This is a genomic window from Marinobacter sp. (assembly GCF_052091845.1).
Classification (GTDB): domain Bacteria; phylum Pseudomonadota; class Gammaproteobacteria; order Pseudomonadales; family Oleiphilaceae; genus Marinobacter.
Genome location: NZ_JBQDCO010000029.1, coordinates 14,376 through 29,316 on the forward strand (window position 1 = coordinate 14,376; position 14,941 = coordinate 29,316).

Below are 14,941 nucleotides of genomic sequence, written 5' to 3' on the forward strand. Positions count from 1 at the left end.
GAGTATGTTTGCTAAAACAGATCGTTGTCTTAAATCAGGCCCGGCCAGTAAGGTTTTTATTTCTGCCTTGCTGGCCGTTGTCGTTTTTACACTCCTGCTCTGGTCTGGTTTGCTGGAGCGCCCGGAAACGGGGCTCCGTGACCGGATTATTGGCTTACTGGTAAAGCCCCAGCCCAGTAACCTGGTGATTCTTGAAATCGATTCTGAAAGTATTGAATCAATAGGGCAGTGGCCTTGGCCGAGAAGTGTATATGCAACTGCAATCCGCGCACTTGGCGAAGCCGATATTCGCTCCTTGATGATTGATGTTGATTTTAGTGCGGCATCAAGCCTTGGTGGCGACGCAGAACTGGAAGAAGCCATCCGTTCGGTGGCTGACACAATGCCAGTATTTCTCCCGGTTTTCGTTCAACGTCTTAGTCAAACAGATTCAGCTCTGATGATCCGGCGCCCTTTGCAGGGTCTGACAGAGAGCGTTGAGCTGGTCTCTGTTAATATGTACCCGGCAAATGATGGCCTGGTACGCTCTCTCTCTATTGGTTTTCGCTGGCAGGACAATTTTTACCGAGGCGCCTGGAATGCGCTGGCCGGGCAGGCGGACACAGGCACTTGGATTGACTACACTATTTCTCCGGATTCCTTTCACTACCTCAGTGTTACAGATCTTCTTGAGGGAAGGGTGCCGCAGCGACTCTTGCGTGGTCGTGACGTTATTATTGGCTCCACCGCTATTGAGCTAGGCGACAATTTAGCCACCCCTATCCATCATGTGCTTCCCGGAGCAGTTGTACAGGCTCTGGGAGCCCAAACTCTGCGTAATGGTGGTCTGTACGCCGCCTCCCCCTTTGCAGGGTTTGTAATTTTCGCGCTTTTTTGGCTTGGTGCCACTGTGGTTTTCAGTCGTTGCGGTTGGCATCGCGGCCTGCAGGTTTTGGGCCTGATTATTGCTGTCTGGCTGGGTGCGTTTATTCTGGTTTATTTCCAGGTTCATCTGATTCTTGATGTTTTCAAACCCCTTTTTTTGAGTGTACTGGTGTACATGGCCATCAACCTGGCCCGGCTAGATAGCGCTACCCTGGATCGACTCTGGCTGCAGGTTAGCCTCCGGGATAACGAAGCACTGCTTGATCGCATTGTGGCCACCACTAACGACTATATTCTGTGTGTGAACCGGGAGGGAGTGATAACCAAAGCCAACCAGTCAATACAAACCCTTTGCGACCGTTCCGCAAGTGATATGGAGAACTCACAGCTGAGCGACTACTTACCGGATGCCCGGCACGGTTTGGTGGGGATGCCAAGCACACCGTTTGATACTCATGTTGTTACGCGGGGCGGCCAGCACATACCGGTACAGGCTACGGTCAGCCGTGTGGCCACGTCTGTTGATGCTATCTTTACCGTGGTGCTCCGCGACTTGAGCGAGCGCGTTGCCAGGGAGCAGGAACTTGAATACCGCGCGACCTACGATGGCCTTACAGGTTTGCTCAACCGTTCTGCCTTTTTTGACCGGGTTGATGAAACTCTGGAGCGGCACCGGTTTGGCTGTCTTATCTGCCTGGACATTGATTACTTCAAAGAAGTAAACGACGCATACGGCCATACAGCGGGCGATCAACTACTCAAAACCATTGCACAGCGTATTGCGGTGTATGTGGGTAACCTTGGCCAATGTGCGCGCATTGGAGGCGACGGGTTTGCAGTTTGGCTGCCCGGCCTGCGTTTTTCGGCGGGGGGCAGTCAGTTCTGTGAACAGCTACTGGAAGACATCGAAAGCCCACTTACCTTGACGGTTACCGAAGATATTCCGTTGCAGATTTCCGCAACATCCGGCGCGTCGGAGTATGGCAGCTATGACAATACGGCCGATCAATCTCGCCAAAGCAGCCCGGCTACACAGGCTGAAACTCTGCTGCGTCAGGCAACCGATGCCATGCGCCTGGGCAAACAGGAGGGGGTCGCCCTCAGGTGCTACCGCGAGCGCGATAGTCAGGCCGCTATGCGTAGGCTTGAGCTGGTGCCAGCCATCCGCACACACATCAATAATAATGCTTTCCAACTGGTGTATCAGCCCAAACTGGAGCTCAGCACCCTGGCGCCAACAGGCTGCGAGGCTCTCCTGCGCTGGCCACAAAATGCCGGGGAGGTCGTCCCTGTGACTCAGCTTATTGAAGTGGCTGAAAACTCTCGCCAGATCGTGCCGCTGACGCGCTGGGTAGTAGAGACGATTCTTGCCCAGGAGGCTGAGTGGAAGAAAAAAGGCTGGCCGCGACACATGGCGCTGAATTTGTCAGCGCGGCTGTTTCAGGATCGTAACTTCATTGCCGGGCTCAAAGACCTGTTGGATTCAAGCAGCGGCTATTTCGTTATAGAGTGTGAAATAACAGAAACCGCGTTACTGGGCAATGAAGACCGGGCCCTGACACTGGTCAGCGAGTTGGTGGATAGCGGCGCCACGCTTGCCATTGATGATTTCGGCACCGGCTATTCTTCCCTGGCTTATCTCCAAAACCTGCGCGCTTCAGTACTTAAGATTGATCGATCGTTTGTGTCGAATATTCAGCAGTCGCCCGGTAATCAGGTGATTGTTCGCTCAACCATCAACATGGCTCATGAGTTGGGCATGACGGTAGTGGCAGAAGGCGTGGAAACGCTGGGAGATGAACAGTTTCTTCGGGTTCATGGTTGTGATCTGGCCCAGGGATACCTTTACGCCAAGCCGCTTGCGTTACCAGATTTTGGCCGTTGGCTGGCGTCCCGTGAGAGCTCAGGAGCCTAAAAGCTGAAGCCTGTCTGGCACACGACCGTTGTTTTGTTTTGCGTCGCGGCAACACCCCCTCCTATAATCCCCATTGCCACGGCGTGTGTTGCCTCGTCGTCGATTCTCCCTCACTAATAAAAAAGGAAGACAACATGTTGAAACCCCGCTCGTTGATCGCCGCGGCTGTGGCTGCGCTTCTGATTAGTTCTGCGGCTAACGCTCAATATAAAGATGAGTACACGGTATCTACCGTACTGCCGTCGGCATTCCCTTGGGGCCAGGCAGCAGATAAGTGGGTAGAACTGGTAGAAGAGCGCTCTGAAGGGCGAATAAACATGAAGATTTACAGCAACTCCCAGCTGGTTTCCGGCGATCAGACCAAAGAGTTTTCTGCCATGCGCTCAGGGCTGATTGATATGGCTGTGGGGTCGACCATCAACTGGTCGCCCCAGGTTCCGGAGTTGAACCTTTTCTCTCTGCCATTTCTGATGCCGGATAACGCGGCCATTGATGCAATTACCCAGGGTGAAGCGGGCAAGGCCGTGTTCAAAGCCATTAAAAAGCGTGGCGTGACACCCCTGGCCTGGGGCGAAAATGGTTTTCGTGAGTTGTCCAACTCCAAGCACGCAATCAGTGAGCCTGAGGACCTGGAAGGCCTGAAAGTTCGGGTTGTCGGCTCGCCGTTGTTCCAGGATACCTTCAGCGAATTGGGCGCTAACCCCACACAAATGAGTTGGGCCGATGCCAAACCAGCGCTGACCACGGGCGCGGTCGATGGCCAGGAAAACCCACTGTCGGTGTTTGATGTGGCACGCATTGACCAGGTGGGGCAGGAACATCTGACACTGTGGCATTACATGGCCGACCCGCTGGTGTTTGCGATCAGTAACCGTGTGTGGAGCCAGTTTAATGCAGAGGATCAGGCACTGCTGAAAAAGGCAGCTGTGGATGCAGGCAAGTGGGAGATTGAAAAGTCCCGTGCCGAGCTACCGGACACGCTGAAAGCCATCAAAGATCGTGGTGTAACAGTCACTGAATTAACCCAGGCGCAGCACGACGCGTTTGTGGAAGCGACTCAGTCTGTTTATGAGAAGTGGGCGCCACGCATTGGTGAAGATCTGGTTAAACAGGCTCAATCCGCCGTTGCCAACCGTAAGCAGTAACACTCTTCTGCCCCAGCACCCGCCGGTTCTGGCGGGTGCAGACGCCTGAACCGGAGTATTCATGTCCTCCCGACCCCCGAAGTCCCGGCCAGAAGCCTGGCTGGCCTCCCTGGCTTTGATCGCAATTTGTGTGATCAGCCTGGGCAACGTAATTGTGCGCTATACCACCGATGCCTCCTTTGCATTCACCGAAGAGCTTTCCGTGTTTTTGCTGGTGGTGCTTACTTTCGCGGGTGCGGCTGTGGCAGCCCGCAATAATCAGCATATCCGCATTGAATTGATCGAGCACTACCTGCCGGCGCCTGCTCTGAAAACTGTGTTTGTTTTACAGTGGTTGGTGGGTGTGGCGGTTTTGGGTGTGACTACCTGGTATGGCTGTGTGTTTGCGTGGCAAGAGTATAGTTGGGAGTCGCTATCGCCAGGGCTGGGATTACCAAACTGGATTTATGTCATGTGGCTGCCAGTGATGTCGGCGGCGATTATTATCCGGATGACTCAAAACCTTATCGACCGTTTGCGCGGTAAGGCTAGCGAGGAGGTCATCCGTGAATCCTGATCTGTTGATGATCGGCGGCTTTTTGCTGGCGTTGCTGCTGGGCGTGCCTGTGGCTATTGCTCTTGGATTCGGGGGGTTGGTGGGTATTCTCGCCGGCTTGTCGCCAGACATGCTTGCGACCTTTGGTACCAATACCTACAACAGTGTGGCGAAATATCCGCTAATCGCAATTCCACTGTTCATTCTCACCGGTCTTATTTTTGAACGCGCTGGCGTAGCGGCCAGTTTGGTGCGCTTTGCCCAGGCGATTATCGGGCCACGGCACGGCAGTTTAACGGTTGTAGCGGTTCTGGTATGCCTGATTATGGGCGGAATGAGTGGTTCGGGGCCAGCAGATGCGGCGGCCGTGGCCATGGTGATGCTGCCCAGTATGCGCAAGGCTGGTTACCCGCAGCCTTTTTCTGCCGCGTTGATTGCGGCCTCGTCGTCTACTGCTATTTTGATTCCGCCTTCCATCGCGCTGATACTGTATTCCATTGTGGTGCCAGGTGTAGATTTGCGGGCGTTGTTCGCCGCAGGTTTGTTCCCCGGCATTCTGGCGGGCTTGTCTTTGTTGGTGCCAGCGCTGTATCTGGCTCGCAAGTATGGCTGGGAGAGCCCGGAAACCTCGGAACGTCCGCCGTTCTGGCCCAGCTTCAAGGCCGCATTGCCGGCATTGTTTGCGCCAATCATTATTCTGGGTGGCCTGCGCTCCGGGCTTTTCACCCCTACCGAGGCTGCTGTGGTGGCCGTGGCCTATGGTGTGATCGTGGGCTGCCTGGTGTACCGCAACCTGACGCTGCGCAGTCTGTTCGAGCTGATGACGGATGCAGCGGTGACCTCGGGCGTCGTCATGCTGATTATTGCGCTGGCGGGTATTTTCGCCTGGGCGGGCACCACACTTGGCACGTTCCAGCACCTGGCTAATGCGCTGTTGTCTCTGTCTGACAATGGTTGGGTGCTGCTGGGCCTGGTGATGGTGCTGGTGTTAATTGCCGGCATGCTGCTGGATGCGATTTCGATTTATCTGATTCTCATCCCCATTGTATTGCCGTTGATGAACCATTTCGGCTGGAATCCGGTATGGTTTGGCATTTTGCTGGCCATAAATATTGCCATCGGCCAGTTTACACCGCCGGTGGCGGTCAACCTGATGGTTACAACACGTATTGCTAATATTCGCCTGGAGCATACCATTGGCTGGGCGCTGGTTTTCATTGCCGCGATGAGTGTCAGCCTGCTTTTGGTTATGCTGATACCGGGAATCGCGCTTTGGCTTCCGGAACAGCTCGGCTATGTTGTAGGGCCGTGGTAGGTAAATGCTCAATAGGTATCAGCTATCGTGAGGTTGGATATAATCAATTTTCCCGAAGCTGGCCTTTTGGCTAGAGTATTACCCGTAGATTCATCAACACGCAAACGAACCAACAGGAGTTTTCCATGGGCGTGATCAATAGTGAAATTAAACCGTTTAACGCAACTGCCTTCAAGCAAGGTGAGTTTGTCGATATTTCTGAAGCCGACGTAAAAGGTAAGTGGTCGATCTTTTTCTTCTACCCTGCAGACTTTACGTTTGTTTGCCCGACCGAATTGGGTGATGTTGCAGATCACTACGAAGAGCTGCAGAAGATGGACGTGGAAGTGTTCTCTGTGTCTACCGACACGCACTTCACCCACAAGGCGTGGCACGATAGCTCCGAGACCATTGGCAAGATCAGCTATTTCATGGTTGGCGACCAGAACGGCAGCATTACCAACAACTTTGGTGTGATGCGCGAAGGCCAGGGCCTTGCAGACCGTGCTACCTTCCTGATCGATCCGGATGGCATCATTCAGGCGATGGAAATCACCGCCGAAGGCATTGGCCGTGATGCAGACGATCTGATGCGTAAGGTGAAAGCCGCTCAGTACGTGCGCAAGCACCCAGGCGAAGTATGCCCGGCCAAGTGGAAAGAAGGCGAAGAGACACTGTCTCCTTCACTGGATCTGGTGGGCAAGATCTAAGACGTCTTTGGTAACAGGCCCGCAGAGGGCCTGTCACGATCAAAAAACCCCGGATTTCCGGGGTTTTTTTGTGTTCGTGGTTTACGACTCTGCGGTACCGGCTCCGTATTGCGAGCCGCGGGCCTTGAGGCGATAGAACTCTTCAATTACGCCAGCCATGGCGTCTGGGCAATAAGGTCTCAGCCCACCCAGTACCAAATGTTTTGCCACTTCGCCCACGGCTTTGCCGTCAGAAATCAGGCGGTAATCCAGCGTGACATTACCGCGCTTGCCCGTTGCTTCCAGGTCGGCACTATGTAAATCCATCTCCGGCGAGGCTGCATCCAGCCTGTCGAGGGTCACACTCATGCTCGCATACATCACCATGGGGCGATCCGGGTTGAACATCACACCCTTGGATTCCATTAATGGCTTCAGGGTGTGGGGGAAGTTCTTGCCAGAGGCGGCCACGTAGCAGCGGATAAATTCTTCAACAACCTGCTTATCGTGGGTTCTCTCGCCACTGCGGGTAACCTCAAGGTACACCTTGCCATTTTGGTCGCACACTTCGATGGTTTCATCACCGCTTTCGCGAAACTCCAGAGGTACGCCGTCACCCAGCAGGGCGCGGAACTGGAAGGTCATATGCCGGGAAAGCCCGAAGCGCGACACCACGACGGCAAAAAGCAGATCACCGGGAACACAGAAGCGCCGGGCATCCGGATCGTGAATCGGGTTGAAATCGCCGGCCACCTCCTTGGCGAACTGGCTGGCCTGGGATGCGGAAATATGCACGCATCCGTTCTGGATAGTATGAAAGCGGTCTGGAAACATGTGCTGCTTGTCCTGAGTGCAAAGGGAAACGCCACAGCGTCTTGCCCCATGGTACCGGTGTCAGGAGTGTATGGGTATGCGCTATTTGGCCATTTACCGGGCACGTTGATAGCAGTTCCCTATCAATCGGTTTGCTGCAATTAATTTGAGCATTTTGTTGCCAGCCCGTATCGTTAATCCATAGTCAAATCAACGATCATTCCGGATTGAAGATTCAAAGATCCGTTTAAAGAACCTGAAGGGGAAACGAAACATGTTGGATGCCAATATCAAGCAGCAACTTCAAGCCTACATGGAAAAGCTACAGCAGCCGATTGAGCTGGTTGCCGCCTATGACGATGGCGATAAATCCAGGGAGCTGAGAGAGCTTCTGGAAGAGCTCGAGCCGATGTCTGACAAAATCAGCTTGCGCACGGAAGAGTCTGAGGATGTACGTCGTCCGTCTTTCGCCATAAATCGCGTGGGTAGTGACATGGGCGTTCGCTTCGCGGGCATTCCCATGGGTCACGAGTTTACCTCGCTGGTGCTGGCCCTTCTGCAAGTAGGCGGCCACCCATCGAAGGCGTCGCAGGATGTCATCGAGCAGATCCAGCAGCTGGAGGGTGATTTCGAGTTTGAAACCTATTTTTCCCTGTCATGCCAGAACTGCCCGGACGTGGTTCAGGCCCTGAACCTGATGAGCGTTCTCAACCCCGGGGTGCGTCACACGGCCATTGATGGCGCGTTATTTCAGGACGAAGTGGAAAAACGCGAAGTGATGGCGGTACCCAGCGTTTACCTGAACGGTGAGTCCTGGGGCCAGGGCCGAATGACTCTGGAAGAGATTGTTGCCCGGCTGGATACAAAGTCAGATGAGAAAGAAGCCGAAAAGATCAACCAGAAAGACACCTTTGAGGTGTTGGTGATTGGCGGTGGCCCGGCAGGCTCCGCAGCGGCTATTTATGCGGCGCGTAAGGGTATCTCCACGGGTATCGCCGCCGAGCGTTTTGGTGGCCAGGTGGCGGACACCATGGGTATCGAAAACCTGATTTCCGTGCCCTACACCGAAGGCCCGAAGCTGGTTGCTGCCATGGAGCAACACGTTAAGGAATACGATGTAGATATCATGAACATGCAGATAGCCGAAAAGCTGATTCCGGCGACCAATCGCGGCATGCCACACGAGATTCGCCTGGCCAATGGCGCCTCCCTGAAGGCCCGCTCAGTGGTGTTGTCTACCGGTGCTCGTTGGCGCCCGCTGGGTGTTCCGGGGGAAGCCGAATACCGCAACAAGGGCGTGGCTTACTGCCCGCACTGTGACGGTCCGCTGTTTAAAGGCAAGCATGTGGCAGTGATTGGTGGCGGTAACTCCGGCGTGGAAGCGGCTATTGATCTGGCGGGTATTGTGGGCCACGTAACCCTGATTGAGTTTGGTGCCGAAATGCGGGCCGACGATGTTCTGCAAAAAAAGCTGCGCAGCCTGAACAACGTGGACATTATCACCTCGGGCCAGACCACCGAGATCCTTGGGGAAAATGGCCGGGTGAGCGGGCTGAATTATACCGACCGCAACACTGGCGAGAGTCACCACGTGGCTCTGGAGGGCGTATTCGTGCAGATCGGTCTATTGCCTAACACCGAATGGTTGAAAGGGGATATTGAGCTGAGCCAGCATGGTGAAATTATCGTTAACGACCGCGCAGAGACCTCTATTCCTGGTGTGTTTGCCGCCGGGGATGCCACTACGGTGCCTTACAAGCAGATTGTGATCTCCATGGGCGAGGGTTCGAAAGCGGCCCTCAGTGCGTTTGATTACTTGATTCGCAGCTCGGTGGAGTAAAGGCACTGGCAAGGCAATAAAAAACCGGGGTGCAAGCCCCGGCTGTATTCTGAACGCGGCATTTGCTCTACAGGCGAATGCCTTTTTTCGTATCAGCCTTGGGAAACATCTTGCGTCAGGCTTCCGTCAATGAATTCGGGCTCGCCTTGTTCTGAAAACAGGTGTGGGTAGGCGGCTTTTACGCCAGTAACAATAAATTCGTGGGGCACGTCGTCGAAAACGCCGTGATCGTTTACGTACTCCATGTGTGCTTCCCCGGACTCGGTATATTCCTGAAAAATGGAATCGCTTTCGCCATCAAATGCCAGCGGTTCCACCTTCATTAGCTCACATAGCTGTTTATCAAAGGCGGGGGTGGCCTTCACCCAGCGGTCGTTCAGATAGAGTTCGATAAACCCGTGCATGCGAAAAATGTCTGAACGCAGCCACTCAATCAGTTTTGGGCTTGAGAGGTGGTTGCGCACATCGGCGAGGCCCAAGCGGCTGGGAATGCCGATAGACCTTGCTGCAGCACCCAGTAAAACCGCTTTGGGGATGCAATAGCTCTCGCCGGTTTTAAGGGCATAGCTGGCACTGAAGGTTTCCGGTTCTGGGCGAAATACGTAGGGGTTGTAGCTCACCTCATCTCGAGCTGCGAGATACAGAGCTTTTGTTTGCTCCACCGGATTATCCGCCACGCCTTCAAGCCGGGCGGCTATCCAGGCCTTCAGTTCGGGCTGGTTGTAATCAAAAAAAGCAGTAGGCTCAAGGTAGCGTTTCATTGTTGTTGTGCATCCGGTAAAGGCTTGGGTTTTCGAGCATGTCTGATTAGCAAGCTACAGGCAATGACGAAAACCACCAAAATAAATGTGAACTATACGCTTCGCATCAACTCGTACGCGCACATATTAACCGCTGAGGCCAGGTTGAGAGATTCAATCTCGTCTTTGCCGGGAATGGTATAGGGCCTGGCAGCTAACTGTGTTAGCGCTTCTTGCGGTACGCCCCGGGCTTCGTTGCCGAACACATAGCAATCGTGCTGGCGGAATGGCTCAGCTGTCAGCGAGTGGCCGTTCAGGTCGAGACAGGCAATTGAATTGAATCGGCTGGCCAAGTCGGTGAGAGGCACGTCGGTTTCCAGCGGCACGTGAAAAATAGCGCCCATGCTGGCACGCACCACTTTCGGGTTGTAGGGATCAACACTGCCGGGGCTTAGCAGGCATCGAAAACCGCCAAACCAGGCCAGAGTGCGCAAAACAGTTCCGAGGTTACCCGGGTCTTGAACTTCGTGCAGGTAAATGGCTTTTTCGCCCTCGACTGCAACAGCCCTGGCGCCGTTCGCAGGCATCGGCACAACCGCCAAAATGCCTTGAGGCGCGCGGGTATCAGCCAGCTGGGCCATCTGGCGATCGTTAATCACATGGGTTCGAAACTGGCCTTGCCAGTTTGCGTAGGCCTCGGTTACGTACAACTCTGCAGATTGCAGCTCTGGCTGGCGGCCAGCGGCCTTTTGTAATTCCAGAATCAGGTGTTCGCCTTCCACAAGGTAGTGCCCCAGCGCTTGGCGGTACTTTTTCTGGTGCAGCTTTTTGATGTCATCCAGTTTCATGGCGTGATTCGCGTTGACTGTCGGGGTTGCGGGGCAATTGTACGTGCGACCGGGGCGGTTGTCAGGATTTTGCCGGGAGAGAGCGGGCCACGTACAATGGCCGATCAACGCCTTCCGTTTTTATGTTCTTTTTGATCCGTTTTAATTTGGTCTACTTTAAAGAGTCCCTATGGCACGTTCCAAAAGCAGTGGCCGCTGGCTGGATGAGCACGTAAACGATCCCTTCGTGAAGCAGGCGCAGGTAGACGGTTATCGCTCCCGGGCCAGTTATAAACTTCTTGAAATCAACAAGAAGGACAGGCTGATTCACCCCAACATGGTGGTGATGGATCTGGGCTCGGCGCCGGGTGGCTGGTCGCAGGTAGCGGCAAATCTGGTAGGCCACAAGGGCAGGGTGCTGGCCTCCGATATTTTGCCTATGGATGCCATTGCCGGCGTAGAGTTTGTTCAGGGCGATTTCACTGAAGATGCGGCGTTTGATGCCATTATGGAAACACTGGGCGATAGCTGTGTAGATGTAGTGGTTTCTGATATGGCTCCGAATATCAGTGGGGTAACGGTGGCCGATCAGGCATCTTCTATGTACTTGGTGGAACTGGCGCTGGATATGGCCAGCCAGGTGCTCAAGCCCAAAGGCAGCTTTGTGGCCAAGGTGTTTCAGGGTGAAGGCTACGATGAGTATCTGAAAGCCGCCCGAGCCGTGTTCGACAAAGTGGTGGTGCGCAAGCCGGATTCGTCCCGCGCTCGCTCCCGGGAAGTGTACATTGTTGGCAAGGGTTTCAAGGGCTGATCCCCATGCCGTTTCTGCAAAAAAAAGGGGCACCTGCAAATTCCAGGGCCCCGCAAAAGGACAGGGTTTTGGCTTACAGGCTTGCTTGAAGCACCCGGCGGCACATATCCGGTGTGACATCGCCGTGCTCGCCAAGAGCTACCATGCCGTGGCTTTCCAGGCTCTTGATCAGTGGTTCTATATGCTCTTCGCCAAGATTGTAGTCGCTAAGGTGGGTCTTAACGCCGAGCGATTCGAAGAACGCCTGGGTTTTGGCAATGGCGGCTTCGGTTTTTTCCTCAGCACTGCCCTCACGGATATTCCAGACACGTTCGGCATATTGAACCAGCTTGTCGAGTTTGGCGGCTTTGCGCTCGCGCAACATGGATGGCAATACAATCGCCAGGGTCTGGGCATGGTCAAGGTTGTGCAGAGCGGTTAATTCGTGGCCCAGCATATGGGTTGCCCAATCCTGGGGCACGCCGCTGCCAATCAGGCCGTTCAGCGCCAGAGTGGCTGTCCACATCAGACTGGCCCGCACCTGGTAGTTATCGGGTTCGGCCAGGGCCTGTTCGCCGATTTCGGTGAGTGTCAGTAGCAAACCTTCAGCAAACCGGTCCTGAACCGGTGCTTGGGCCGGGTAAGTCAGGTATTGTTCAATTACGTGTACGAATGCGTCTGCAACCCCATTGCCTACCTGGCGTAGTGGCAGGGTGAACGTCTTTGTGGGATCCAGCACCGAGAACTGCGGAAACACCAAATCACTGTGGAAAGGCAGCTTCGCCTGCAGCGATTTACGGGTGACCACGGCGCCCTTATTCATTTCCGAGCCTGTGGCTGGCAGGGTCAACACGGAACCAAAGGGCAGGGCGCGCTCAATGTTGTTGCCGCTTTTGAGCAGAATGTCCCACTCGTCGCCTTCGAAAACGGCGGCAGCAGCGACAAACTTGGTGCCATCAATAACCGATCCGCCGCCTACGGCGAGCAGAAAGTCGGCGTTCTGCTCACGCACTTGGACAACTGCTTTCATCAGTGTTTCAAAACTTGGGTTTGGCTCGATGCCGCCAAATTCTGTCACCTGGCGGTTCCCAAGAGCCGATTTAACCTCCTCCAGCGTACCGGTTCGGCGAGCGCTCTCACCACCGAAAAGCACGAGCACCTTGGCATCGCGGGGCACCAACTGGTCGAGCTCGGAAATTTTACCGTCTCCAAAGGCAATGCGGGTTGGGTTGTAAAAGTTGAAGTTGTTCATGTGTACTCCCTGATGCTGCGTTAGTAAATTATGAAATAGACCGGTCGTCTATATTTTGGGCGAAAAAATGAGACCTCGCGAGCCTGTGTTTATAAGCGGTTTGCTCAGGATTTAAGCAGTTGCCGGGTAATCACCATGGCGTGTGCCATGTGCTGGCTATCTCTGCGAAGTTTGGTCAGCAGGCTTGCACCCAGCCAAAGCTGGTAGAGGCCGGCGGCCAGTTGTTGGGCGTTTTGATCGGGCAATGACCCTTCAGCAATGGCGGCTTCAAGGCATTCGGTGATGCCGCCAATAATCCGCTCTGTGCCGTCTCTGAGAGTCAGGCGCATAGCCTCGGAAAGATCGGCTACTTCGGCGCTCAGCTTTACCACCAGGCAATCTTTAAGGCCCGCCGGGCCGCAGTACTGATGCTGCCATTGAATCCAATAGCTCATTAGTCGACCCAGCGCTGACTGGCTTGTATCGCTGAGGCGTGCGTCCAGATTTTCCATGTAACCGACAAAATAGTCCTCCAGCACCGCCTGCCCAAAGCTCTCTTTGGATTTGAAGTAGTGGTAGAAGGAACCTTTCGGTACACCCGCCTGTTGGAGAATGGCGCTCAGCCCCACAGAGCTGAAACCACGTACCGCGAGAATGTCGCGCCCCGTTTCCAGAAGATGTTGATGAGTGTCTTGATGTCGATTCATGGCGAAATTATAATGACCATTAGACCGGTCGTCTAGTAGTCATTTATTAGTTATTAACCCGTACTTCCGGTTTTTCACTCTCGAAGCCCTTCAGCACGTTCACAACGTTTACGCCAATGGCATCCACATCGTAACCGCCTTCCATCGTAAATACTGTAGGTAGCCCGAGTTGTTCAATGCGTTTGCCCATCGACAGGTAATCCGCCGATTTCAGCTTGAAGAACGAGATTGGGTCCTCCTCAAACGTATCCACGCCCAACGCAATAACCAGTGCGTTGGGCTGATACGCTGCAATTTGCTCGCACGCGGTTTCCAGGCCCCGACTCCAAATGCTGTAGGGTGTTCCCGGGGGATAAACGAGGTTGAGATTGAAGCCTTTGCCGTCACCCTCTCCGGTTTCATCCTCAAAGCCCAGGAAGTGAGGAAATACCAGGTCTGGATCACCATGCAGGCTGATGGTCAGTACATCGTTGCGATCGTAGAAAATGGCCTGGGTGCCGTTGCCATGGTGAAAATCCACATCCAGAATTGCCACCCGCTGATATCCCTGATCGCGAAAGGCTTGCGCCGCAATGGCCGCGTTATTGAAGAAGCAGTAGCCACCGAACAGATCGGCGTGGGCATGATGGCCGGGTGGTCGGCACAGGGCAAAGGCCGCACGTTCACCGTTGGCCACCAGTTTCTGGGCGGTTAGTGCCACGTTGGCCGAAGCACAGGCTGCCTCCCAAGTGCCCTCAGATATGGAACTTTCTGCCGCAAAACTGTAATAGCCAAGGCGGCCGTCTATATCTTTGGGTACTCGTGGCCGCATGCCACGGCCACACCACACGGCGGGGATGGCTTCGCCCGGCTTGCCTTCAGCCACCCAGTCGGACCAGCAGTGTTCCAGAAACGCTACGTAATCTGCTTTATGTACCCGCTTTACTGGCTCCAGGCCAAACTCTTCGGGTTTAAGCACTTCGCCCAGGGTTTGGGCTTTCACGCGAGCCAGAATGGTCTCTGCCCGTGACGGCTTTTCATGGGGTTCGATCAACACGCCACCATCCAACTCGGTCTTAACGGAGCGACGGCTGTGCAGGGGTGAAAAAACGGTTTTCATGGGGCATTATCCGGGTCAGCTGGACTCTCGACTCTGACACAGCCCTTGCAGCGGCTCAAATGAAACCCGGTGTTTAAGCGGCGCAATTTAAGCTATCGTCAAAGCGTACCAGAAGGTAAAAATACCTTATTAATATATCCAATAAAGGGTTTTTATATGGCGAACGACAGTTATCACGAACCCGTTGGCGAACTGACCGACGCAACCCGCGAGATGCATCGCGCGGTAAGCTCCCTGATGGAAGAGTTTGAAGCGGTAGACTGGTACAACCAGCGAGTGGATGCCTGCAAGGACTCTGAACTGAAAGCGATTCTTGAGCACAACCGTGACGAGGAAAAAGAGCACGCAGCCATGGTGCTGGAGTGGATTCGTCGCAAAGACCCGGTCATGGATAAACACCTGCGGGAATTTCTGTTTACCGAAGGGCCTATTGGTCATCACGACTAATCGAG

General features: G+C 54.3%; 14 protein-coding genes. 8 read left to right on the forward strand and 6 right to left on the reverse strand.

What is annotated here, in order from left to right; all coding sequences use genetic code 11:
* The first annotated feature begins 4 nt into the window (after positions 1 to 4).
* The 5 genes from ACTHYN_RS10610 (at position 5) to ahpC (ending at position 6,463) form a co-directional block, all read left to right on the forward strand.
* On the forward strand, positions 5 to 2,779 hold the full coding sequence (locus ACTHYN_RS10610; protein WP_441812422.1) for an EAL domain-containing protein: 2,775 nt from the start codon (positions 5 to 7) through the stop codon (positions 2,777 to 2,779).
* A gap of 134 nt (positions 2,780 to 2,913) precedes the next feature.
* The gene (locus ACTHYN_RS10615) at positions 2,914 to 3,924 is read left to right on the forward strand and encodes a DctP family TRAP transporter solute-binding subunit (protein WP_441812423.1); all 1,011 of its coding nucleotides are present in this window, start codon (positions 2,914 to 2,916) and stop codon (positions 3,922 to 3,924) included.
* Positions 3,925 to 3,985: 61 nt separating this feature from the next.
* Complete coding sequence (locus tag ACTHYN_RS10620) at positions 3,986 to 4,480, forward strand: TRAP transporter small permease (protein WP_441812424.1); 495 nt, start codon at positions 3,986 to 3,988, stop codon at positions 4,478 to 4,480.
* Complete coding sequence (locus tag ACTHYN_RS10625) at positions 4,470 to 5,774, forward strand: TRAP transporter large permease (protein WP_441812425.1); 1,305 nt, start codon at positions 4,470 to 4,472, stop codon at positions 5,772 to 5,774. The genes ACTHYN_RS10620 and ACTHYN_RS10625 overlap by 11 nt, the downstream gene beginning before the upstream one ends.
* Positions 5,775 to 5,899: 125 nt before the next feature.
* The gene (gene ahpC / locus ACTHYN_RS10630; RefSeq protein ID WP_441812426.1) at positions 5,900 to 6,463 is read left to right on the forward strand and encodes an alkyl hydroperoxide reductase subunit C; all 564 of its coding nucleotides are present in this window, start codon (positions 5,900 to 5,902) and stop codon (positions 6,461 to 6,463) included.
* Positions 6,464 to 6,544: 81 nt separating this feature from the next.
* On the opposite strand, the gene ACTHYN_RS10635 is transcribed toward ahpC, so the two are convergent.
* Positions 6,545 to 7,276, reverse strand: coding sequence for a DUF3581 domain-containing protein (locus ACTHYN_RS10635; RefSeq protein ID WP_441812427.1), 732 nt, complete (start codon positions 7,274 to 7,276; stop codon positions 6,545 to 6,547).
* A gap of 253 nt (positions 7,277 to 7,529) precedes the next feature.
* On the opposite strand from ACTHYN_RS10635, the gene ahpF reads away from it, so the two are divergent.
* Complete coding sequence (ahpF, locus tag ACTHYN_RS10640) at positions 7,530 to 9,095, forward strand: alkyl hydroperoxide reductase subunit F (protein ID WP_441812428.1); 1,566 nt, start codon at positions 7,530 to 7,532, stop codon at positions 9,093 to 9,095.
* A gap of 92 nt (positions 9,096 to 9,187) precedes the next feature.
* Here ahpF and ACTHYN_RS10645 read toward each other — a convergent pair whose 3' ends face one another.
* Together ACTHYN_RS10645 and ACTHYN_RS10650 are read right to left on the reverse strand one after the other, a co-directional pair.
* A complete protein-coding gene (locus tag ACTHYN_RS10645; protein ID WP_441812429.1) occupies positions 9,188 to 9,856 on the reverse strand; it encodes a transglutaminase-like domain-containing protein in 669 nt (222 codons plus the stop codon).
* 92 nt (positions 9,857 to 9,948) lie between these two features.
* Positions 9,949 to 10,683: a TrmH family RNA methyltransferase gene (locus ACTHYN_RS10650; RefSeq protein WP_441812430.1), complete on the reverse strand. Its 735-nt coding sequence runs from the start codon at positions 10,681 to 10,683 to the stop codon at positions 9,949 to 9,951.
* A 169-nt stretch (positions 10,684 to 10,852) separates the two neighbouring features.
* Here ACTHYN_RS10650 and rlmE point away from each other — a divergent pair, with 169 nt between their 5' ends.
* On the forward strand, positions 10,853 to 11,473 hold the full coding sequence (gene rlmE, locus ACTHYN_RS10655; protein ID WP_441812431.1) for a 23S rRNA (uridine(2552)-2'-O)-methyltransferase RlmE: 621 nt from the start codon (positions 10,853 to 10,855) through the stop codon (positions 11,471 to 11,473).
* Positions 11,474 to 11,546: 73 nt separating this feature from the next.
* On the opposite strand, the gene ACTHYN_RS10660 is transcribed toward rlmE, so the two are convergent.
* The 3 genes from ACTHYN_RS10660 to ACTHYN_RS10670 form a co-directional block, all read right to left on the reverse strand.
* Entirely contained in the window at positions 11,547 to 12,704 is a 1,158-nt protein-coding gene (locus tag ACTHYN_RS10660; RefSeq protein WP_441812432.1) for an iron-containing alcohol dehydrogenase, read from the reverse strand.
* A gap of 104 nt (positions 12,705 to 12,808) precedes the next feature.
* Positions 12,809 to 13,390: a TetR/AcrR family transcriptional regulator gene (locus ACTHYN_RS10665; protein ID WP_441812433.1), complete on the reverse strand. Its 582-nt coding sequence runs from the start codon at positions 13,388 to 13,390 to the stop codon at positions 12,809 to 12,811.
* Positions 13,391 to 13,436: 46 nt separating this feature from the next.
* Positions 13,437 to 14,489: a histone deacetylase family protein gene (locus ACTHYN_RS10670; RefSeq protein ID WP_441812434.1), complete on the reverse strand. Its 1,053-nt coding sequence runs from the start codon at positions 14,487 to 14,489 to the stop codon at positions 13,437 to 13,439.
* A 156-nt stretch (positions 14,490 to 14,645) separates the two neighbouring features.
* Between ACTHYN_RS10670 and ACTHYN_RS10675 the strand changes: the two genes are divergently transcribed.
* Positions 14,646 to 14,936 carry an encapsulin-associated ferritin-like protein gene (locus tag ACTHYN_RS10675; RefSeq protein WP_441812435.1) on the forward strand — a complete coding sequence of 97 codons (291 nt, stop codon included), beginning with the start codon at positions 14,646 to 14,648 and terminating at the stop codon, positions 14,934 to 14,936.
* The last annotated feature ends 5 nt before the right edge of the window (positions 14,937 to 14,941 follow it).